The 20,956-nt window shown below is 70.5% G+C and carries 20 protein-coding genes and 3 tRNA genes; 9 read left to right on the forward strand and 14 right to left on the reverse strand.

Annotated elements, in window-relative coordinates:
• The first annotated feature begins 14 nt into the window (after positions 1-14).
• From JOE64_RS13650 to JOE64_RS13665, 3 genes are read left to right on the forward strand one after another with little or no spacing between them, the layout of a single operon-like run.
• Positions 15-869 carry an aminodeoxychorismate lyase gene (locus tag JOE64_RS13650; RefSeq protein ID WP_204964747.1) on the forward strand — a complete coding sequence of 285 codons (855 nt, stop codon included), beginning with the start codon at positions 15-17 and terminating at the stop codon, positions 867-869.
• A gap of 4 nt (positions 870-873) precedes the next feature.
• Positions 874-2,718, forward strand: a complete 1,845-nt coding sequence (locus JOE64_RS14850) for a membrane dipeptidase (protein WP_307821684.1) — start codon at positions 874-876, stop codon at positions 2,716-2,718.
• Positions 2,715-4,175, forward strand: a complete 1,461-nt coding sequence (locus JOE64_RS13665) for a serine hydrolase domain-containing protein (RefSeq protein WP_204964748.1) — start codon at positions 2,715-2,717, stop codon at positions 4,173-4,175. The genes JOE64_RS14850 and JOE64_RS13665 overlap by 4 nt, the downstream gene beginning before the upstream one ends.
• Before the next feature lie 22 nt (positions 4,176-4,197).
• Here the strand turns inward: JOE64_RS13665 and JOE64_RS13670 are convergent, their stop codons facing one another.
• The 12 genes from JOE64_RS13670 to tilS form a co-directional block, all read right to left on the reverse strand.
• Positions 4,198-4,893, reverse strand: coding sequence for a DUF2520 domain-containing protein (locus JOE64_RS13670; RefSeq protein ID WP_204964749.1), 696 nt, complete (start codon positions 4,891-4,893; stop codon positions 4,198-4,200).
• A complete protein-coding gene (locus tag JOE64_RS13675) occupies positions 4,890-6,413 on the reverse strand; it encodes a PH domain-containing protein (RefSeq protein ID WP_204965101.1) in 1,524 nt (507 codons plus the stop codon). The genes JOE64_RS13670 and JOE64_RS13675 overlap by 4 nt, the downstream gene beginning before the upstream one ends.
• Before the next feature lie 89 nt (positions 6,414-6,502).
• The gene (locus JOE64_RS13680; RefSeq protein WP_204964750.1) at positions 6,503-7,156 is read right to left on the reverse strand and encodes a PH domain-containing protein; all 654 of its coding nucleotides are present in this window, start codon (positions 7,154-7,156) and stop codon (positions 6,503-6,505) included.
• Positions 7,092-7,592 (reverse strand): DUF3180 domain-containing protein, encoded by a 501-nt coding sequence (locus tag JOE64_RS13685; RefSeq protein WP_204964751.1) that lies wholly within the window; start codon positions 7,590-7,592, stop codon positions 7,092-7,094. Before JOE64_RS13685 ends, JOE64_RS13680 begins: the two co-directional genes overlap by 65 nt.
• Entirely contained in the window at positions 7,589-8,140 is a 552-nt protein-coding gene (gene folK, locus JOE64_RS13690; RefSeq protein WP_204964752.1) for a 2-amino-4-hydroxy-6-hydroxymethyldihydropteridine diphosphokinase, read from the reverse strand. Before folK ends, JOE64_RS13685 begins: the two co-directional genes overlap by 4 nt.
• Positions 8,137-8,532, reverse strand: coding sequence for a dihydroneopterin aldolase (gene folB / locus JOE64_RS13695; RefSeq protein WP_204964753.1), 396 nt, complete (start codon positions 8,530-8,532; stop codon positions 8,137-8,139). The genes folK and folB overlap by 4 nt, the downstream gene beginning before the upstream one ends.
• Positions 8,533-8,534: 2 nt before the next feature.
• Positions 8,535-9,503 carry a dihydropteroate synthase gene (folP, locus tag JOE64_RS13705; protein WP_239531784.1) on the reverse strand — a complete coding sequence of 323 codons (969 nt, stop codon included), beginning with the start codon at positions 9,501-9,503 and terminating at the stop codon, positions 8,535-8,537.
• A 1-nt stretch (position 9,504) separates the two neighbouring features.
• Complete coding sequence (gene folE / locus JOE64_RS13710) at positions 9,505-10,113, reverse strand: GTP cyclohydrolase I (protein WP_204964754.1); 609 nt, start codon at positions 10,111-10,113, stop codon at positions 9,505-9,507.
• Between the two features lie 7 nt (positions 10,114-10,120).
• Positions 10,121-12,130: an ATP-dependent zinc metalloprotease FtsH gene (ftsH, locus tag JOE64_RS13715; protein WP_204964755.1), complete on the reverse strand. Its 2,010-nt coding sequence runs from the start codon at positions 12,128-12,130 to the stop codon at positions 10,121-10,123.
• Between the two features lie 101 nt (positions 12,131-12,231).
• A complete protein-coding gene (gene hpt, locus JOE64_RS13720) occupies positions 12,232-12,783 on the reverse strand; it encodes a hypoxanthine phosphoribosyltransferase (protein ID WP_204964756.1) in 552 nt (183 codons plus the stop codon).
• 146 nt (positions 12,784-12,929) lie between these two features.
• On the reverse strand, positions 12,930-13,166 hold the full coding sequence (locus JOE64_RS13725; protein ID WP_204964757.1) for a hypothetical protein: 237 nt from the start codon (positions 13,164-13,166) through the stop codon (positions 12,930-12,932).
• Positions 13,167-13,424: 258 nt separating this feature from the next.
• Positions 13,425-14,462 carry a tRNA lysidine(34) synthetase TilS gene (gene tilS, locus JOE64_RS13730; RefSeq protein ID WP_204964758.1) on the reverse strand — a complete coding sequence of 346 codons (1,038 nt, stop codon included), beginning with the start codon at positions 14,460-14,462 and terminating at the stop codon, positions 13,425-13,427.
• Positions 14,463-14,536: 74 nt separating this feature from the next.
• Between tilS and JOE64_RS13735 the strand changes: the two genes are divergently transcribed.
• Positions 14,537-15,070 carry an inorganic diphosphatase gene (locus tag JOE64_RS13735; RefSeq protein WP_204964759.1) on the forward strand — a complete coding sequence of 178 codons (534 nt, stop codon included), beginning with the start codon at positions 14,537-14,539 and terminating at the stop codon, positions 15,068-15,070.
• A gap of 76 nt (positions 15,071-15,146) precedes the next feature.
• Here the strand turns inward: JOE64_RS13735 and JOE64_RS13740 are convergent, their stop codons facing one another.
• The gene (locus tag JOE64_RS13740; RefSeq protein WP_204964760.1) at positions 15,147-16,571 is read right to left on the reverse strand and encodes a M23 family metallopeptidase; all 1,425 of its coding nucleotides are present in this window, start codon (positions 16,569-16,571) and stop codon (positions 15,147-15,149) included.
• Positions 16,572-16,816: 245 nt separating this feature from the next.
• On the opposite strand from JOE64_RS13740, the gene JOE64_RS13745 reads away from it, so the two are divergent.
• The 5 genes from JOE64_RS13745 (at position 16,817) to JOE64_RS13765 (ending at position 18,454) form a co-directional block, all read left to right on the forward strand.
• A tRNA-Glu gene (locus JOE64_RS13745) sits at positions 16,817-16,889 on the forward strand.
• 27 nt (positions 16,890-16,916) lie between these two features.
• Positions 16,917-16,990 (forward strand) — tRNA-Asp (locus JOE64_RS13750).
• 77 nt (positions 16,991-17,067) lie between these two features.
• Positions 17,068-17,140, forward strand: a tRNA-Phe gene (locus JOE64_RS13755).
• Between the two features lie 640 nt (positions 17,141-17,780).
• The gene (locus JOE64_RS13760) at positions 17,781-17,993 is read left to right on the forward strand and encodes a hypothetical protein (protein ID WP_204964761.1); all 213 of its coding nucleotides are present in this window, start codon (positions 17,781-17,783) and stop codon (positions 17,991-17,993) included.
• Positions 17,990-18,454: a BLUF domain-containing protein gene (locus tag JOE64_RS13765; protein WP_271202500.1), complete on the forward strand. Its 465-nt coding sequence runs from the start codon at positions 17,990-17,992 to the stop codon at positions 18,452-18,454. Before JOE64_RS13760 ends, JOE64_RS13765 begins: the two co-directional genes overlap by 4 nt.
• 101 nt (positions 18,455-18,555) lie before the next feature.
• Here the strand turns inward: JOE64_RS13765 and JOE64_RS13770 are convergent, their stop codons facing one another.
• The gene (locus tag JOE64_RS13770; protein WP_271202501.1) at positions 18,556-20,913 is read right to left on the reverse strand and encodes an FdhF/YdeP family oxidoreductase; all 2,358 of its coding nucleotides are present in this window, start codon (positions 20,911-20,913) and stop codon (positions 18,556-18,558) included.
• Between the last annotated feature and the right edge of the window lie 43 nt (positions 20,914-20,956).

Genomic DNA, 20,956 nt, shown 5'->3' on the forward strand with positions numbered 1-20,956 from the left:
CCACGGAAAGAGCCATGACCCCCGACGTCCTGTTCCTCGTCGACGCGACCGCCGCCGCCCCGATCGAGGTCTCCCCCCACGATCCCGCCCTGACCGTCACCCAGCTCGCCGCCACCCGCGGCGACGGGATCTTCGAGACGATCGTGGTCGTGCACGGCGTACCGCAGGCGATGCGGGCCCACCTCGATCGATTCGCCCGGTCGGCACGCATGCTCGACCTGCCCGCGCCCGACCTCGACGCGTGGGAGGCGGTGATCCAGGCCGCCGCTGATCGGATGCGAGCCCACCCGCGAGCGGCGATCAAGTACGTCCTGTCCCGCGGCGACGAGGCCGGAGAGAACGCGACGATGGGCTGGGTCCTCGGTTTCGTGTCGCCCCCGCGACAGGCCGGTCCGATCCGGGTCGTGACCCTCGATCGCGGCTACCGCTCCGATGTCGCGCAGACCTCGCCCTGGCTGCTGCAGGGGGCGAAGACCCTCTCATACGCCCTGAACATGGCGGCGCTGCGCGAAGCCCGGCGTCGCGGAGCGGACGATGTGGTGTTCGTCTCCACCGACGGGCTGGTCCTCGAAGGCCCGAACTCGACGGTGATCGCCCGTGTCGGCGACACGTTCGTCACCCCGCCGGTCGACCTCGGCATCCTTCCCGGCACGACGCAGCACGATGCCTTCGTAGTCCTCGCCGCAGCGGGGCACGCGACGGCGGTCCGAACGGTCACCGTCGACGAGCTCCGTGACGCCGACGCTCTGTGGCTGTGCTCGTCGACACGGGGCGCGGCCGCCGTGTCGCACCTGGACGGCGTGGAACGATCGACGGATGACGACATCACCGCGCTCATCGCGACGGGACTGGACGCACGGAAGGCCTGACGGCATGCACCTCGTGATCGACGGACACAACGATCTGCCGTGGGCGCTGCGCAGCTCTCACGGCTCCCGGGTCGCGGGCGTGGCATCCGCCCTGCCCGACCTGCACACCGACATCCCGCGACTGCGCCGTGGCGGCGTCGGCGGCCAGTTCTGGTCGGTGTGGGTCGACCCGACGTTGCGCGGTGCCGAGCAGGTCACGGCGACCCTGGAGCAGATCGACCTTGTGCGCCGCCTCGTCGACGCTCATCCCGATCACCTCGCCTGGGCGCCGACGGCCTCGGACCTGCGCGCCGCGATGAAGCGGGGACGCATCGGCTCGCTCATCGGCGTCGAGGGCGGCGCACAGATCGACGGGTCGCTCGGTGTGCTGCGGCAGTATGCCCGATTGGGCGCGCGCTATCTCACCCTGACGTGGTCGCGCACGATCGCTTGGGCGGATTCGGCGACCGACGCGGCCCGGCACGGCGGCCTCACACCGTTCGGTCGTGACGTGGTGCGTGAGATGAACCGCATCGGGATGCTGGTCGATCTCGCCCACGTGTCGCCCGACACCATGCGCGACGCCCTCGACACCTCCGTGCGCCCGGTCATCGTCAGCCACTCCGGCGCGCACGCGGTGTGCGGGCACCCCCGGAATGTACCCGACGACGTCCTGGCCCGCATCGGAGCTTCCGGCGGGGTCGTGATGGTGACCTTCGTCCCCTCCTTCCTCTCCCCCGAGCGACGCGCCTGGGTCGAGGCGGGCGAGGTCGGACCGGCTCCCGTCGTCGATGTGGCGGCCGTGGCCGACCACGTCGAGCACGTACGTGCCATCGCCGGGATCTCGGCGGTCGGGCTCGGCGGCGACTACGACGGCACGGATGCCATGCCCGCCGGACTCGACGATGTCGCAGGCTACCCGGCGTTGGTGGACGAGCTGGCTCGCCGGGGGTGGACGTCCGACGATCTCGACGCGCTGACGCACGGCAACATCCTGCGGGTGCTCGGCGTCGTCGACGAGGACTACCGCACCTTCCTCGCCGGAACGGCGGGCGAGCCGGTCGGCATCCGCCCCGCCGTCGACCTCACGGCCGCGGGCGAGGGCACCACCCGACGCCCCCGGGTCCTGGTGGTCCAGAATGCGAAGCCCTCCGGCCCGCGCCGATTGAGCGGGTGGCTGCGCGACGAGGGCCTCGACCCCGAGGTCATGCTCGGCGCCGGCGGTCTTCCCTCGAGCCTCGAGGGATTCGACGGCCTGGTGATGCTCGGCGGCGGACTCATGCCCGACGACGACGCGGCGGGCCCGTGGCTCGCCGCGGAGCGCGCACTCGCCCGTCAGGCGATCGACGGCGACATCCCCACCCTCGGCATCTGCCTCGGCGGCCAGATCCTGGCGCACGTCGGCGGCGGCGAGGTCGCAGCCGACACCGGACCGAAGGAACGCGGGGCGACCGAGATCCTCCCGACCGCCGCAGGGCGCACCGACGCGGTCATCGGCGGCCTCGGCACGAGCGCGCACATGATCGAGAACCATCAGGACATGATCACGCGACTCCCTCCCGGAGCGGTGCTGCTCGCGTCGAGCCGTGCCGTCGCGAACCAGGCCTTCCGCCTGGGCGAGAACGTGCGCGGCCTGCAGTTCCACCCTGAGGTCGGTGCCGACGACCTGCTCGGCTGGGAGGAGCCGACCACGCCCGCCCCTGGCGACGAACCCCTCGCCGTGGTGTTCGCCGGCGCGCAAGCGGTCGAAGCCGAGAGCACGCGCGCCAGCCGGGCGCTCGTCGCGGGATTCGCCGCGGACGTGCGCCGGGAGGCGTCGCTCAACTCGCAGGATCCTGCCGATGCCGGTGCCCCGGGAGGCACGGCGTGACGGAGGATGCCTCGTTCGGGTCCGTCTTGGAGCAGGCGCTCTCGGAGGATGTCCGCCGCCTCGCGATCGGCGGGATCGCGGCGGTCGTGCGGGACGGATCGGTCATCGCCGTGCATCCGTTCGGCGAGCTGCGGCGCGACGGCGGCTCCACCGCCCGCGGGAGCGTCTTCCGCGTCGCGTCGATCACGAAGAGCTTTCTCGCCGCGACCGCGCTGTCGCTCCGGGACGAGGGTCGGCTGGATCTGCACGCTCCCCTGACCGCGTACCTCCCCGAGATGTCCGCGACCCGTCTGCGCGGCGCGCCCGTCGAGATCGCCCTCGACGATCTGCTCTCCAATCGGTCGGGCCTTCCCGAAGACAACCCGTGGGGCGACGAGCACCTCGGCGCGAGTCGAGAGGAGATCGGTGCGCTCATCGCCGCGGGCCTGCAGCTCTCGGCCGCCCCCGGCGAGCGCTACCAGTACTCCAACGTGGGAATGTCGCTCGTCGGCCGTGTCATCGAGGCAGTCGAGGGTCGACCTGTCGAGCAGGTCGTCAGTGAGCGGATCCTGGTTCCTCTCGGGCTTTCCGACACCCGGTGGGATGCTGCGGCGTTCCCCGCCGGGGCGGATCTCGCTGCAGGTTTTCGCACCTTCGATGACGGAGCGACGTTCGCGCCCGAGCCGTACGTCGGGTCGGGCGCACTGGCCTGCATCGGCAGCCTGTTCTCCACGGTGGACGACATCGGCCGGTGGGTCGGCTTCCTGGCATCCGCGTTCGAGGACGCCGGCGCCACGGGGTCGCCCGAAGCGGACGCTGTGCTCAGCCGCCGCTCACGTCGTGAGATGCAGCGCGTCCACACCGTCAACCCCGCGCGCATCACCCGGTTCGGGGACCGTCCCCTGCTGGCGACCGGATACGGCTACGGCCTCGTGGTCGAGCACGACGACGTGCACGGCGTGACGGTCGGCCACTCCGGGGGCCTGCCGGGGTTCGCCGCGCACATGCGCTGGCACCCCGAGTCACGGTTCGGTGTGGTCGCCTTCGGCAACTCCGACGCATTCCCCGCATGGCAGGTCACCGCGTCCGCCCTCGATGCCCTGTTGAGCGCACGCGATGCCCCCGCGGTGGGCGCCATCGTCTGGCCGCAGACGCGGCGCGCCGCGGGAGCGATCGACGAGGCCATCCGACACGGAGCCTCGTTCGCCGACCTGCCGATCCCCCTCGCCCGGAACGTGCTGCGCGACATCCCGACGAAGGTGCGTGATGACCGGCTGCGCGCACTGATCGAGAGCGTGGGCGCGCCGCTGACGGATCCGCCGACCCTCGACGCACGCGTGGTCGCCGCCCCCGAGGCGTCGACGCTGCGCTGGCGGATCCCGACTGCGCGGGGAGCGCTCGTGTGCTCCGTGCATCTCATGGGCCTCTCGACCCCGATCGTGCAAGCGATCGACGTGTCGCCCGAGACGGCGGTCTGACCGGCGCGTACGCCCCGGTCGGTCAGAGCTCGAGGTCGGGCTCGGCGCCGCCGTCCTGCAGCGCCCGATCGACGGCGGAGTGCACGAGCGTCGACAGATACCGCCCGGGGGCGGTCACGCCGACGTCGCGCAGCAGCGACGTCGACTGGCGGACGACCGAGGCCGAGAACTCCGTGGCGGTCGCGATCGCCTCGCCGTACGCCGGCCGGTCGGCCTCGGCGATGACGACCGGCTCGCAGCCGAGCTCGACGGCGAGCGCCTGCGCGATCGGCAGCACCGCCGCGGGCGCCGTCACCGCGGCGAACGCGTCGTGCAGCTGTCGCACATCGATCGAGGTCCCGGTGAACGCGATCGCGGGATGCACGGCGAGCGGAATGGCTCCGCGGGATGCCGCCGGCGCGAGCACCTCGACGCCGAAGCCGGGCGCGGTGTGCAGCACCAGCTGGCCCACCTGCCACGCGCCGAGCTCCGCCAGGCCCGCGACGACGCCGCCCAGCTCCTCGCTCGGCAACGCGAGGATCACCAGCTCGCTGCGGCGGACGATCTCATCGGCCGCCAGCACCGGGATACCGGGGAGGATGGCCTCGACCCGATCGGGGTCGGAACCCGCCGTGATCCCCGTCAGCGCGTGCCCCGCGCCGGCCAGTGCGGCGCCGACGACCGGCCCCACCCGCCCGGCTCCGATGATCCCGACGCCCAGTCTGCTCGCGGCGCTCATCGTTCGCTCTCCTCCCACCGGTGCGACCGGTCGCGGGCAGCCGCGTCGATGACGGATGCCTCGATGTCGTTCCAGACCGCGAGCGCGTCGTCGCGGTCGATGATCCCGAGTCCGCCCGACACGCGTCCGATCACGGTGTGGCCGGTGAGGTTCGCGACGCGCAGGGCCCGATCGAGCGGCCCCTGCGAGATCCGCACCGACTGCAGTCGGGCGAGAGGCAGAAGAACGAGCCCCCGCCGAATGGCACCTCGGCGCAGCAACAGGGCGCGCGGGGTCAGCAACAGTCCGTTGCGACGCCACGACAGCGGGCGCAGCCAGCGTGCGCGTCGCGGCGTCGCGGTGAACGGGTCGTCGTCGGTGCGGCGGCGCAGCGCCAGCATCCCGTCGGTGGCGAGGGTGTCGATCTCGGCCTCGGTGAGACCGCTGAGGAAGAGCCCGAGCACACGTTCGACGTCGGCGCGGGTACCGACCGGAAGTACCTCGGCGAACTGCAGCGACTGCGAATCGGTCGCCGAGCGGCCCGACATGCGGTTGACCCGGATCGACCACCACCCGAACGGCCGCCACATCAGCGGCTGATGGATCTCGTACGCGTGCACACGCCCCGGCGGCAGGGTCTCGGTGATGGTCGTGAACAGTCCGAACGTGATGCGCACACCCGACGCGGTGGGGGCGATCGAATAGCGCAGGGACCGCGTGATGGAACGGAACCAGTACGCGCCGAACGCGATCACCGTGGGAACGATCGAGAAGAGCACCCAGGGCGTGCCGAAGACGGCACCCGCGATGACCGCGGCGATGAGCCCCAGCATCCACAGGGTCGAGCTCGACAGCAGATGCGAGGCGATCAGCCGGCCCGGCGGGATGTGCACGACGGATGCCGGTTCGGCGGCCTCGGTGTCGACGCCCTCGATGAGGCCGGTGAGTCCGGCCGAGACCACGCCTGCGGCGGCACGCACGCGAGGCCCGCCGCGGCGCTCCGCGGCCTGCGCCTCGGCGAGCCGGCGCCCGGAGGCCAGGCGCAGGATGTCGGCACGCACGGCCTCGGCGTTCGCGGTGGACAGGTACTCCAGCTTGACGTTGGCGTCGAGGCCCGCCCCGACCACCTCGAGCTTCGCCGTGCCGAGCAGGCGCGCGACCATCGGCCGGGTGAGGTTCACCCCCTGCACGCGGTCGAGGGGCGCGCGCCGATGGGTGCGGAACAGCACGCCGCTGCGCACCTCGACGTCGTCGCCGGTGATGCGGAACGTGTGGAATCGCCACGAGAGCCAGAACACTCCGAGCAGGATCAGCAGCGCACCGAGGACGACGAGGCCGGCGACGAGCCAGAGATTGTTCTCCCAGACGTAGTCGACGGGATCGCCCTCGTACCTCTCCCACTCGCCGAGCCCGGGAAAGAAGAGGACGACGAGCCGGTCGCGCAGGTTGGCGACGACGAACCCGATCACGACGATGAGGAAGAGCCCGCCGCGCAGCACCGGCGTGAGCGGGTGCAGGCGATGCCACTCGCCGTCGCTCAGCGGAGAGCGGACGTCGGCGACGGCGGTCGGCGCGAGAGGCGCGCTCCCTGGGGCCGGGCCGGACTCGTGAGGAGTGCTGTCGGAGTCGCTCACAGGCCGGTCCGCCGGGTCTCGGCGACGGCGATGAGAGTGTCGCGCAGCCGCTCCGCGGCATCCTGACGCAGCCCGGGGATCGTGACGCCGGTCGTCGCGGCCGCCGTCACGAGCTTGAGCTGGGCGATGCCGAATCCGCGGTCGAGCGGCCCGTGGGTGATGTCGACGAGCTGCATCCGCCCGTACGGGACGGCGACCATGCGCTGCCAGAGGATGCCACGACGAAAGACCAGGTCGTCGGTGCGCAGCTGATAGCCGTAGGCGCGTGCCTGCCGCGGGAGGATCGCGAGGGTCCAGAGGCAGATGATGGCGACGACACCGCCGGGGATCAGCGGCCACGGCATCCCGGTCACGAACCACACCACGAGTGCGGCTGCGACGGCGAGGACGAGGACCGCCCCGGTGGAGATCAGCTGCACCGTGACGTACCTCGGTGAGATCTGGTGCCAGACCCCGTCGCCGAGCGGCAGCCGATTCTCGCTGCGCGGCTCGCGCAGCCGGTCGTAGGTTCCCGCGTCGAGCACCTCGTCGGCGGGCGGCTGCACCGCAGCCGCGTCCATCGCGGTGGGGCCGGTCGGAGCGGGGTCAGTCGCGGTGGGAGAGCCCGAGTCCCGGCTCGGGAGGCCCGTCGGGTTCGGCGTGTTCGTCATCGTCGTCCTTCCGGATGGTGCACAGGTGCTCGGCCACGAGGGCCGCGGCCAGGAGCACGAGGCTCGAGACAAGCGTCGTGACAACGGCTACCACCGAGCCTACGGGGGCGACCGGACGCGTGAGCAGGAAGGCCAGCAGACCGGCGGACAGACCGGCCATGATCGCGCCGACGAGGCTGGATGCCTTGGCGAGCATCGCGACGCGCACGGCGCGGAACGGATCGACCGGGGTACGGTCGCGCCCGGTGATCGCACGGCGGATGGGCAGGGCCAGCAGCACGGTCGCCGCGGCGAGCAGGACGAGCAGCACCGGGAGCAGGAGCGAGGGGGTGAACGTCGCTCGGCCAGCACTCGTCAGCAGCTGATCGACGCCGAAGCCGACGACGGCGCCGAGCACCGCCGCGATGATGAGGACACTGGGTCGGGTGCGTCTCATGCGTCGGCGTCCGTCCGGAGGTGCGCGAGGAGATCCGCCACACGCCCGGCGCCCGGCAGCACGGCATCCGGGTCGACGACGAGCCACGGGGCGAGCACGAAGTCGCGCTCCGCGGCGCGCGGATGCGGCAGCTGCAACGCGGGATCGGTGCTGCGGACGTCGCCGTACGCGATCAGATCGAGGTCGAGAGTGCGGTCCTGCCAGCGCGGCTGATCCGCTCCCCGCGGTGCCCGCCCGTGCCGCCGCTCGATCGCGTGCAGATACGCCAGCAGGACGCTCGGAGCGAGGCGGGTCGTCAGCAGGGCGACCGTGTTGAGGTAGGCGGGGGCGGAGGCATCCGGCCCGTCGAGCGTCAGGGCGACCGTCTCGATGGGCGCCGCCGCCCGGATGTCGGTCGTGAGCGGCAGGCGGGCGAGGTCGCGCAGTGCCTCGTCGATCGTCGCAGCGCGATCGCCGAGGTTCGCACCGATCGCGACGACGGCGGTGGTCTCGGGCGTCGTGGGGGTGGGCGGCTCGGCGCCGATACCCTGGGCGAGCCGACGGTTCACGCGGCGCCTCCCGGCATCGAGGCATGCGGTGCGGTGCGGCGGATGGTGACGGCGACGTCGGCGAAGGGCACGGGGATCGGCGCGGCGGGCTTGTGCACCGTCACGGTGACAGCGGCGACGCCGTCGCGTGTCAGCAGGTCGTCGGCGATCCGCGCGGCCAGGCGTTCGAGCAGGTTCACCGGTTCGGCACCGACGAGCTCGACGACGCGTTCGGCGACCTCGCCGTAGTGGATCGTGTCGGTGACCTCGTCGGTCTCGGCCGCGCGACGCGTGTCGACCGACAGCGTGAGGTCGACCACGAACTCCTGCCCGTCGCGGCGCTCGTGCGCGTAGACGCCGTGGTGCCCGAAGGCACGCACGCCCGTCAGCACGATCTCGTCGGTGGCATCCACTCTCAGCATCCTCCTCGGTCCCAGGCCCGCAGCACCGCCAGCGCATCGCGCGTCGCGGACACGTCGTGCACGCGCACTCCCCAGGCACCTGCCTGTGTCGCCAGCACACTCGTGACGGCGGTCGCCAGATCGCGCCGCCCCTCGTCGACCTCATCCACCCGGCTCACCGATCCCCGCGAGACCTCCCCTATGTACGCTTTTTCGGCGTCTAACGGTACATACGCGAGGTTTCGCGGGGACTCCGCAGCGGCAGAAGCGGCGGCGGCAGAAACCGCACCAGGAGCGGCCGGCGCGGCGGCGGCAGAAGCCGCACTAGACGCGGCGGCGAGGGTCTCGGCGAGGAAGCGTTTGCGGCTCGTGCCGACGAGCACGCGCGGCCCGATCGAGACGATCCGGTCGAGTGCGCGCAGCGCCTGCCAGTTCTGGCCGCCGCGCTTGCCGAATCCGATGCCCGGATCGAGGATGATCCGGGCGGGCGAGATCCCGGCCGCCGCGGCGGCACGCACACGCGCCTCGAGCTCGCCGGTGAGCTCGGCCGCGAGGTCGGCATAGTGCGCCTGGGCGTACATCTCGGCGGACGGGCCGCGCCAGTGCTGCAGCACGACGTCGGCGCCGGATGCCGCGACGACGCCCAGCATCTCGGGGTCGGCGAGGCCGCCCGACACGTCGTTGACGATGCGGGCCCCGGCAGCGACGGCGGCGGCGGCGGTCTCCGCACTCATCGTGTCGATGCTCACGACCGCTCCCGCCGCGGTGAGGGCGGCGACGACCGGCAGCACGCGCTCCTGCTCCGTCGCGGCGACGACCCGCGCCGCGCCGGGCCGGGTCGACTCCCCGCCGACGTCGAGGATCGCGGCCCCCGCGGCGTGCAGGGCGAGACCGTGCGCGACGGCGGCATCCGTGTCGAGGTAGCGTCCGCCGTCGCTGAACGAGTCGGGCGTGACGTTGACGATGCCCATGATGACGGTCATTTCAGGCTCCCAGGCCCGCGCCCGAGCCCGAGCCGGTGAGGAGCATCATGATCTCGGCGCGCGCCGCCGGTTCGGCGAGCTCTCCGCGCGCGGCGATCGTGATGGTCGCGGCATCGGGCTGGCGACCGCCGCGCATCGTGACGCATTCGTGGCGCGCCGAGAGCACCACGATGACGCCGCGGGTATCGAGCGATCCCGCGATCGTGTCGGCGATCTGCTCCCCGAGCCGCTCCTGCACCTGCGGGCGCGCGGCGAGGATGTCGACGACTCGCGGCAACGCGCCGAGCCCGACGACCTGCTCGCCGGGCAGGTAGGCGACATGGGCGAACCCGGCGAACGGCAGCAGGTGGTGCTCGCACACCGACCGGAAGCGGATGTCACGCAGCAGCACCGCGCCGGACGGGAGCGTATCGGGGGCCGGCCCGCGCGACACGGAGATCGTGTGCGCGAGCGGCGCCCCGGCATCTTCACCGACTCCGGCGAAGAACTCGGCGTAGGCATCCGCGACACGCTGCGGCGTCGCCTTCAGGCCCGGACGCTCGGGATCCTCCCCGATCGCGGCGAGGATCTCGCGAACGGCGGCGGCGATGCGGTCACGATCGACGGCCACAGCGTCCTCAGGCCGTGGCAGGTCGCGCCTGACCCGCCTGACGCCGTGCGGGAGCCTTCTCGGCGGCTTGCTCGGTCGTCACGGCGGTGGATGCCGCGAGCCCGGCCTCGCCCTGACGGCGCGGCACCTCGACCGGCGGCAGCGTCGAGACGGGGCGGTCGCTGCTCGAGAGCCACTGCGGGCGCGGGGGCAGCCTCTTGACATCGCGGAAGATCTCGGCGAGCTCGAGGTGGTCGAGCGTCTCCTTCTCGAGGAGCGCGAGAGCAAGCTTGTCGAGCACGTCGCGGTTCGCGTTGATGACCTCGTACGCCTCGTTGTGCGCCTGTTCGATGAGCAGGCGCACCTGCTGGTCGACGCGCTCGGCGATGCGCTCGCTGAAGTCGCGGCCGTGGCCCATGTCGCGGCCCATGAAGACCTCACCCGACGATCCGCCGAGCTTGACGGGGCCGACATCGGTCGTCATGCCGTACTCGGTGACCATCTTGCGGGCGATGCCGGTGGCCTTCTCGATGTCGTTGGATGCCCCGGTCGTCGGATCGTGGAAGACGATCTCCTCGGCGACACGTCCGCCCATCGCGTAGGTGAGCTGATCCTGCAGCTCATTGCGCGTCACGGAGTACTTGTCCTCGAGGGGCAGCACCATCGTGTATCCGAGGGCCTTGCCGCGGGGCAGAATCGTGACCTTCGTCACGGGGTCGGTGTTGTTCATGGCCGCGGCGGCGAGCGCGTGACCGCCCTCGTGGTACGCGGTGATGAGCTTCTCGCGGTCCTTCATCACGCGCGTGCGACGCTGGGGGCCGGCGATGACGCGGTCGATGGCCTCGTCGAGGGCGCGCATGTCGATCAGCTGCGCGTTCGAGCGCGCCGTGAGCAGGGCCGCCTCGTTCAGCACGTTGGCGAGATCGGCGCCGGTGAAGCCGGGGGTCTTGCGGGCGATCACCGACAGGTCGACCGACGACGAGAGCGGCTTTCCGCGGCCGTGCACCTCGAGGATCTTCTGACGGCCCTTCAGATCCGGGGCATCCACACCGATCTGACGGTCGAAGCGGCCGGGGCGCAGCAGAGCCGGGTCGAGGATGTCGGGGCGGTTGGTCGCCGCGATGACGAGCACCGAGACCTTGGGGTCGAAGCCGTCCATCTCGACGAGCATCTGGTTCAGCGTCTGCTCGCGCTCGTCGTGACCGCCACCCATGCCGGCGCCGCGGTGACGGCCGACGGCATCGATCTCGTCGATGAAGATGATCGCGGGGGCGTTCTCCTTGGCCTGCGTGAACAGGTCGCGTACGCGGCTCGCGCCGACGCCGACGAACATCTCGACGAAGTCCGAACCCGAGATCGAGTAGAAGGGGACGCCCGCCTCACCGGCGACGGCGCGGGCGAGCAGGGTCTTGCCGGTTCCGGGAGGGCCGTACAGCAGCACGCCTTTGGGGATGCGGGCACCGACGGCCTGGAACTTGGCCGGGTCCTTCAGGAAGTCCTTGATCTCCTGCATCTCTTCGATCGCCTCGTCGGCGCCGGCGACGTCGGCGAAGGTGACCGTCGGGGTCTCTTTCGTGACGAGCTTGGCGCGCGACTTGCCGAACTGCATGACCTTGCTGTTGCCGCCCTGGGCGGCCGAGAAGAAGAACCAGAAGAGCAGGCCGAGCAGCAGCAGCGGCAGCAGGAGCGAGATCATGCTCTCGAAGAAGGTCGTGCGCGGCACGACGTCGTTGAAGCCGTCCTTGGGGTTCGCGGCATCGATGGCCGAGACGACCTCCTGCGAACGGGCTCCCACGTAGTAGAACTGCACCTGCGTCGCGCCCTCGTAGGGCTTCGACAGGGTCATGTCGACGCGCTGGTCGCCGTCGGTGGTGGTCACCTCGGTGACGGACCCCTCTTTGAGCAGCGTCATGCCCTCTTGCGTCGTGATCTGCTTCGCGCCGGTGAGCGACGAGATGAGCGTCATGCCGGCGATCAGGAGGGCGCCGATCAGCAACACGTAAACGAACGGGTTGCGTGCGAGCTTCTTGAAATCCATGGTCCGCTCAGGCTACCTCGCCGGGACTATGCCTCGTCTGTGCATTCGCCACAGGCGAACCCGGAACGCCGGGCCGTCGGATGCCGCGCCGGAAGGAGTTCTCAGCTGTACACGTGCGGGGCGAGAACGGCGACGTCGCGCAGGTTGCGGTAGCGCTCGTCGTAGTCGAGTCCGTAGCCCACGACGAAGTCGGTCGGGATGTCGAAACCGACGTAGCGGCAGTCGATCTCGACCTTCGCCGCTTCGGGTTTGCGCAGCAGGGCGAGGATCTCGATCGAGGCTGCACCGCGCGAGGCGAAGTTCTCGAGCAGCCAGCTGAGCGTCAGCCCCGAGTCGATGATGTCCTCGACGATGAGCACGTGCTTGCCGTGCAGGTCGGTGTCGAGGTCTTTGCGGATCTGCACGACACCGCTGGACTTCGTTCCCGCGCCGTACGACGAAACCGCCATCCAGTCGATCACGACGTCGCGGTGGAGGCGGCGGGAGAAGTCGGCCATCACCATGACGGCGCCCTTCAGCACGCCGATGAGCAGGAGGTCCTTGCCTTCGTAGTCGGACTCCACCCGCGCGGCCAGTTCGGCCAGCTTCTCGTGGATCTCCTCCTCGGTGACGAGGACGGTCGTGAGCTGATCAGCGATGTCGGCTGCGCGCATAACTCGATGCTAGGCGACGGATGCCCAGCATCAGCACGCTCAGCAGCGCGACGGCTGCCCACACACGTCTCGTCATCATGTGATCTTCACGTATCCGGGCGTGCACGCCGGGGGCCGATGCGCCCCGGTGTCAGCGATGGCGCGCCTCAATGGTCGCCGCGCACCGTCTCGGGGCTCACGATCGCGAGGTCGAGCGCTTCGGCCTTGCCCGCGACGGTGGCGTACCAGGCGATGTCGGTGTACCAGCCGTCCTTGCGAAACCCGCCCACCGTGCGCTCGTCATCGGAGCGTACGAGCTTCTCCGTCCACCCGTCGGCGGTGAGGTGAGCCGCGATCGCCGCCGCCGCGTCCTTGGCGGCGTTCGCGACGGGAGCGGGGGTCACCGATTGGTCGACGCTCCACCACGCGGGCGCTCCCGCCCCCCTCGTGCGAAGAGATGTCGGCTCCGAGAGTCATGCGCGAGTTGAGCACTCCGGTCGAGCCCGCCAGCTCGGCGGGGATCGCGGCGATGAGCTCGCCACTCAGTCGCTCGGCCTGACCGCGGTAGTCGTCGAGCCGGCTCTGCGGCGGGGTGGACGCGCACCCTCCCAGAGCGAGGGATGCCGCGGTGACCGCGGCGAGGACGAGCAGGCGTCGCGTCGTCATGTGCGCTCGTCTCGACGCGGGCCACTGTCCGTCGACCCGGCCGCCGCGGTGAACTCCAGCCGAGCGCCGAGGCGCGCGGCGCGGCATCCGGGAAGGTCGATCGGCCCCTGGCCCCGCCAGTCGGTCACGAGGCGTGCGACTTCGAGGGTCTGGGCGCGGGTGAGACTCACGCCGAACTCGCTCGCGACGACGTGGCGGATGATGCGGTGGCGGAGCGCCGGCGGGTTGGCGGCGAGCGCGGCGACCGACACCGCGATGCCCGCCTCGGCATGCTCGACGATGTCTTCGATCGTCTCGTCGATCATCTCGGTGAAGGCAGCCGCATCTTCCCGCAGCTGGTCGCTCGTGCGGGCGAGGGCATCGGCGACGCCGGGGCCGAGCTCGGCTTCGAGCACCGGCATGACGTCTTGGCGCACGCGCACCCGAAGAAAGCGGCGATCGAGGTTGTGGGGGTCTTCCCACACCGGCAGCCCCTGCGCGGCGCAGGCGGCGCGGGTCTGCGTGCGGCGCACCTCGAGGAGCGGGCGGATGATCCGGATGCCCTCCTCGACCCGGTCGGGGGCCATCGCGCCGAGGCTCGCCGCACCCGAGCCGCGGGCGAGGCCGATGAGCACGGTCTCGGCCTGGTCGTCGAGGGTGTGAGCGAGCAGCACGGCTTCGGCCCCCGCCGTGCGTGCGGCATCGAGGAGCGCGCGACGGCGGGCGTCGCGGGCCGCGGCTTCGGGGCCGCCGTCGAGGCCGACATCGACCTGCACGACGCGCGCCGGCACGCCGAGCGATTCGGATACCGCCGCGGCGCGGGCGGCGACTCGGTCCGATCCGGGCTGCAGTCCGTGGTCGATCACCGTCGCGGTGACGACGACGCCGACCTTGGGAGCCTCGAACGCGACGGCCGCGACCAGAGCCAGAGAATCCGCTCCGCCGGAGAGCCCGACCAGCACAGGGCCGGTGATCGTCGAGAGCGATTCGCGCACCGCTCGGCGGATCTCGGCGACAGCGGGATCGAGGCTCGGACGGTGCTCCACGGCATCCACGCTATCCCTCGCGCGTGTGTGCCCCGACTAGGCTGATGCGCGGAATCCACCAGACTCTCCGAAGGAGCACCAGCATGGGCGCATACGACGCCGTCATCGAGATCCCGCGCGGCAGCCGCGTGAAGTACGAGGTCGACCACGGCACGGGTCGCGTGTTCCTGGACCGCGTGCTGTTCACGCCGATGGGCTACCCCGCCAACTACGGCTTCTTCGAAGACACTCTGGGTGAAGACGGCGACCCGCTCGACGTGCTGCTGCTGCTCGACCGCGACCTGTACCCGGGCGTCATGGCGAAGGTCCGCCCCGTCGCCGTGCTGAAGATGCTCGACGAGGCCGGCGGCGACGACAAGGTCGTCGCCGTGCTCGCGAAGGACCCGCGCTGGGACCACATCCAGGACGTCGGCGACCTCGACGAGTGGACCAAGGGCGAGATCGGTCACTTCTTCGAGCACTACAAGGACCTCGAGCCGAACAAGTGGGTCAAGGTCGACCAGTGGGGCGACGCCGCCGAGGCCGAGCGCCTGGTCGGCGAGGCCTTCGAGCGCTTCCAGCAGGAGGGCGCCCAGACCGCCACGCAGGGCGAGGGCCACGCCCCCAAGACCATCTGACGCGACGCGTCGAACGAGAAGAGCGGATGCCTCCGGGCATCCGCTCTTCTGTGGTTTCGGGCTCGGTGCGCTCGCGTCAGTAGACGTCGATGCCGCGATCGAGCAGGTAGGGGGCGGGGTCGATGCGGCCGCCGTCGATCCAGACCTCGAAGTGCAGGTGGCATCCGGTCGACGCGCCCGTGCTGCCGACGTAGGCGATGACATCGCCGGCGTTGACCCACTGGCCGTCGTTCACGTTGTAGCCGCCCGGCATGATGTGGGCGTAGGCGGTCTGCGTGCCGCCGCCGTGGTCGACCTTGACGTAGTTGCCCCAGTCGCCCGTGTACTGCGCCCAGACCACCGTGCCCGAGGCGGCGGCGTAGATCGGCGACCCGCAGCCGGTCGCGAAGTCGATGCCGCGGTGCCCGCTGCTCGTGCACGAGCCGTTGCCGCAGACACTGCCGCGCACGCCGTACCACGAGCTGATGTAGCCGGATGCCGGGCGCACCCAGCCGCCGGTGCCGGCCGATCCGCCGGACCCGCCCGATCCGCCGGTGCCGGCCGAGCTGCCGCCCCCGCCGTTGTCGCCACCGCCGCCTCCCCCGCCACCGCTGTTGGCATTGGCGTTGGCGGCAGCTGCGGCCGCGGCGGCTGCGCGCGCGGCGGCCGCTGCCGCCTGGCGTGCCTCTTCTTCTTTGCGCGCCTGCTCGACGCCCGCCTGGTACTGGGCGACCGTCTTCGCGGTGGTGTCTTGCAGGGCGGCCAGCTGCGCCTGCAGCGTGCCGAGATTCTGGTTCTGCGCGTCGAGCGCGGCCTGGGCAGCAGTCGCGGCGTCACGGGCCGCGTCGGCCTTCTGCTCGGCCTCTTTGCGCAGGCGGTCGCATTCGTCACGGGCGACCTGGGCCAGGTTGCTGAGGTTCTGCGCGTTGTTGCGGGCACTCACCGCGTCGGCGTAGACGCCCTGGTTGGCCGCGACCAGGCGATCCATCGTGCCGAGCTTCGCCAGCAGGTCATCGGCGCTCGCGGCGGATCCCGAGAAGAAGAGGTCCATCGCCGCATCGTCGCCGCCGGCACGGTACTGCTGCGCGGCCAGGCGGCCGAGCTTCTTCGCCGACTCGGTGGCGCGGGCCGCCTCGGAGTCTGCTTGCGCCTGCAGGTCGTTGGCCTTGTCGACGGCGGTCTCGTAGGCGATCTGGGCGGCGACGTACTCGTTGGCGAGACGCTCGGCCTCGGCCTGCTTGGCCGCGACGTCGCCCTGCAAGCTCGAGATCAGCCCCTGGATGCGCTGGATCTCGGCGCCCTTGGCCGACTCGTTGGCTTTTGCCGCCTGCACGTCGTCCCACGAGGGGTAGTCGGCGGCGAACGCGGTCGAGCCGAAGCTCCACCCGAGAACACCCAGGCCCACGACGCCCAGGCCGCCGAGCCCGAGCGCGGTGCGCCGCGACAGGGGCGAGCGCAGCGCCGTCAGTTCGCGCGCACTCGGCGCGCAGCCGCAGTCCTCTGAGGATCCGGCTTCGTCCATCACCACGTTCTGGCTCTCTTTCCGCGCGCCCGGGTTTTCGCACGCCTGAGGCTCGGAGTCACTCCGACACCACGAGTCACACTAACAACATTCGCCACAGAGACAAGGGGTTCGATGGCATCCGCGACCGCCGCCATCCTCTCCCCGCAACGCGGCGTTCGAGGGACCCCACGCCCTCGATTTCGTATTTGGCGCAGGATCTCTTATGCTTGAGCGTCGGTAAGAATGAGCCTCCGGGTTCGCTCGGCCCCATCGTTTAGCGGCCTAGGACGCCGCCCTTTCACGGCGGTAGCACGGGTTCGAATCCCGTTGGGGTCACTCTCCGGCACACAATTGAATACGTATGGCCCTGTAGCGCAGTTGGTTAGCGTGCCGCCCTGTCACGGCGGAGGTCGCGGGTTCAAGTCCCGTCAGGGTCGCTCCAAGCGACGGGCCCTTTCTTTCGAGATCAGGGCCCTTCGTGTAGGACGCGGCAGATGTTCATCGGATGCCGCGCGGCTCTGTAGCTCAGTTGGTAGAGCGCACGACTGAAAATCGTGAGGTCACGGGATCGACGCCCGTCGGAGCCACAAGGACCGTCGTTACAACGGTCCCAGAAACCCTCGCCTAGCTTCTACATGGCGGGGGTTTTGCTTTGCCCTGGTCAGAGTGAGGTTCCGGGCTACGCCGACACGACGACGTGGAGAAGACGCCGCCGCAAGTTCACTCAGGCGCGCCTTATAGCGCCGTCACCGTGACGTGAACGGGTCGACCGTGTCGCCCGAAGGTTGCGGACGCCGCTTTCCACCGCGAGCTCGCATCCAACGCACGCACCCGGGAATGAGGGCCACAATCGCGATCGCCCAACACACGTAGTTGAGGGGTGTTGAGCCGAGAAGAACGGCGTTTGCGATGAAGGTGACGACCGCAAGCGCTGCGACGACAACCTCAAACGGCTTGATCATTTCTGCCACTCCATTCGGGTGAGTTGTTCGACTTTCGACCACGCGGAGGCGACTGTCGCTCGAAGAACTCGACGTTCCCGGCGTTCCGGGGCAACTCATTGCTCCGGCCAGCGGGATCACTACGCCCATCCTCAATGTAGGGAATCCGCTCAGTGTCGACAATGGTGTTCCGCCGGCAGCACCCCACCCCACCCATGTCCATACCGACGCGGATGTCGGCGCCCATCGGTATCGTGAGGTCGATCGGACGGGAGGCCGATGAATCATGAGTGAGACCGCGACACTGGTCTGGGCACAAGTCGAAGCCGGCTTCTACGTCGCCAGCCTTCCCGGAGTGTTCGTCGGGTGCGTCGAGCGCACGTCCGACGGCCGCTACCTGGCCCGCGACGGCTTCAGCAACCCTCTCGGCACAGCCGACGAGCTGGCGGGGGCGACGGAGCTGGTGACCTCCGCGTCGACGGCGGGAGGCATGCTGTGACGCTCATCGACCCCCTGAACGACGCATCGGGGGCATCCGATCTGTACTCGCTCATCTATATGAGCACCGCCACCTCACCCGCCATGCCCGAGGATCTGGAAGCCCTGCTCGTCCAGAGCCGCGCGAACAACGTCGACGAAGACATCACCGGCATGCTGCTCTACCGTCGCGGTCGGTTTCTGCAGTTCCTCGAAGGCCCCGAGACCGCGGTGCGCGCCCTGCTCGACCGCATCCGCGCCGACCCGCGGCACACCGGCATCCGGGTGCTGCTCGACGGGTATTCCCCCGAACGGCAGCTGCCGGACTGGACGATGGGCTACGAGCGGATCTCCGCCGAGCCCACCCCGCCGCCACCCGGTTTCCGCGACACGTTCGACGACCTGGAGAACGCCGACGACACGCAGGCGGCCATACGGGCCCTGCGCGAACTCACCCTCTGGTTCCGCGTCCGCGCCGGCTGAACAGCCGACCCCCGCGATCCGACGCGGAGGCTCCGCCGCCCGAGCGAACAGCCGACCCCCGCGATCCGACGCGGAGGCTCCGCCGCCCGAGCGAACAGCCCTCAGGCGACCTCGCGCTCGGCGCTCGGCGTGATCCGCACGCGGATGTCCTTCATCAGCGGCTGATCGCTCTGCGCACTGAAATCGTTCACGCCGATCAGCACGTTGAGCTCGGGCATGTACCCCGCCGCGCTGCCCCGGGGGATGTTGTACTCCAGCGCACGGAACGCCCGCACCGAGCGCGTCGAACCGTCCTTCACCGACGTCGCGACGATGTCGACGACATCGCCCTCGCCGATTCCCCGCTCGCGCATGTCTTTGCGGTTCATGAAGACGAACTCGCGGATGTTCCGGATGCCCCGATACCGGTCGTCGTTCGTGTAGATCGTGGTGTTCCACTGGTCGTGCGAGCGCATCGTCTGCAGCACGAGCACATCGGCCTCTTCAGGAATCACGTTCGGCAGCGGCGCGTGCGAGAACTCGGCGCGCCCCGACGGCGTGCGGAAGTCGCGCTCGCGCGCGGGCTGCGGAATGCGGAACCCGTACCGCTGGCGCACGAGCGTGTTGTACCCCTCGAACCCCGGCAGCACCCGGGCCATCACATCGCGGATGCGGTCGTAGTCGTCGATGTAGTCCTGCCACGGCGTCACCGTGTCGGTGAGGGTCGCCATGGCGATGCCGGCGATGATCGCGGGCTCGCTGCGCAGGTGGGCGGATGCCGGGCGCCGCGCCCCGAGCGAGAGCTGCACCGAGCTCATCGCGTCTTCCATCGAGATCGACTGGCGCCCCGCGCGCTGCTGGTCGGTCTCGGTGCGGGCGAGGCACGGCAGGATGAGCGCCTTCTCGCCGTGCACGATGTGACTGCGGTTGAGCTTGGTGCTCACCTGCACGGTCAGCTCGCAGCTGCTCATGCCGGCGGCAGTGAACGGTGTGTCGGGCGCGGCGAGCACGAAGTTGCCGCCCATACCGACGAAGACCTTGACCTCACCCGAGTGCATGCCGGCGACCGTGTGCACGGTGTCGAGGCCGCGCTCACGCGGCGAGCGGATGCCGCACACCTCGTCGAGCTTCGCGAGCCATTCCTCGGTCGGGTGGTGGTTGATGCCGCAGGTGCGGTTGCCCTGCACGTTGCTGTGGCCGCGGACGGGCGCGGGCCCGGTGCCGGGCCGGCCGATGTTGCCCTTCAGCAGCAGCAGGTTGACGATCTCGCGCACCGTGTCGACGCCGTGCTCGTGCTGGCTGACGCCCAGGCACCAGCTGATGATGGTCCGCTCCGACGCCAGGTAGATCTCGGCGGCACCGCGGATGTCGGCCTCACTCAGCCCCGACTGCTCGACGAGCTCGTCCCACCCGCTCGCCTCGACGAGGGCGCGATAGTCGTCGAGACCCGTGGTGTAGGCGTCGAGGAAGGCCTGATCGAGCACCGTCGGGTCGGTCGCGGCCGCCTCGAACACGACCTTCGCCATGCCGCGGATGAGAGCGAGGTCGCCACCCGGACGCACCTGCAGGTTGCCGGTGCTCGTGTCGGTCGCTTTGAAGCGCGCCATGTCGAGGATCTCGTGCGGCACGATCGTGCGGGTCTCGGCGACCTCGATGAGCGGGTTCACGTGGATGACCTGGGCCCCGCGGTCGACCGCCTCGGCGAGGGTCGTGAGCATGCGCGGCGCGTTCGAGGCGGCGTTGACCCCGAGCACGAACAGCGCGTCGCACTGCGCCCAGTCCTCGAGAGACGCCGTGCCCTTGCCGGTCGCGATCGAGGCGGTGAGCGCCCGTCCGGATGCCTCGTGGCACATGTTCGAGCAGTCGGGCAGGTTGTTGGTGCCGAGCTCGCGCGCGAAGAGCTGGTACAGGAAGGATGCCTCGTTGCTGAGGCGACCCGAGGTGTAGAACGCCGCCTGATCGGGGCTGTCGAGCCTCCGCAGCGTCTCACCGATGAGGCCGAAGGCGTCGTCCCACGAGATGGGCACGTAGTGGTCGGTCTCGGGGTCGTAGACCATCGGCTCGGTGAGCCGGCCGGCCTTCTCGAGGGCGTGATCGGTCCACTGGCTGAGCTCCGCGACGGTGTGCGCGGCGAAGAAGGCGCGGTCCGCGCGCTCGCGGGTCATCTCCCACGTGACGTGCTTGATGCCGTTCTCGCAGATGTCGAGCGTGACGCCCTGATCGTCGGGCCACGCGCATCCGGGGCAGTCGAATCCGCGCCCGGGGTGGTTCATGGTGAACATCGCTTTGGTGCCGATGATCGGCTCGCGCTCGCGCAGCAGCACCTCTCCGACCGAGATCGCCGCGCCCCATCCGGCCGCCGGGTGGCGATAGGCGCCCTTGCTCTCCCACGGTCCCGTGGTCGCGGGGCCGAATCCGCCCTGCCGCGGGGCATCCGTCATCAGTCCGAACGCCGAACCCTCGTTACTGTCGATCGCCACACAGGTCATCCTCCTCCCGCCGTCCGGCGACGGCAAGGCGAGC

It is taken from the genome of Microbacterium dextranolyticum (assembly GCF_016907295.1).
In the GTDB taxonomy this organism is placed as follows: Bacteria; Actinomycetota; Actinomycetes; order Actinomycetales; family Microbacteriaceae; genus Microbacterium; species Microbacterium dextranolyticum.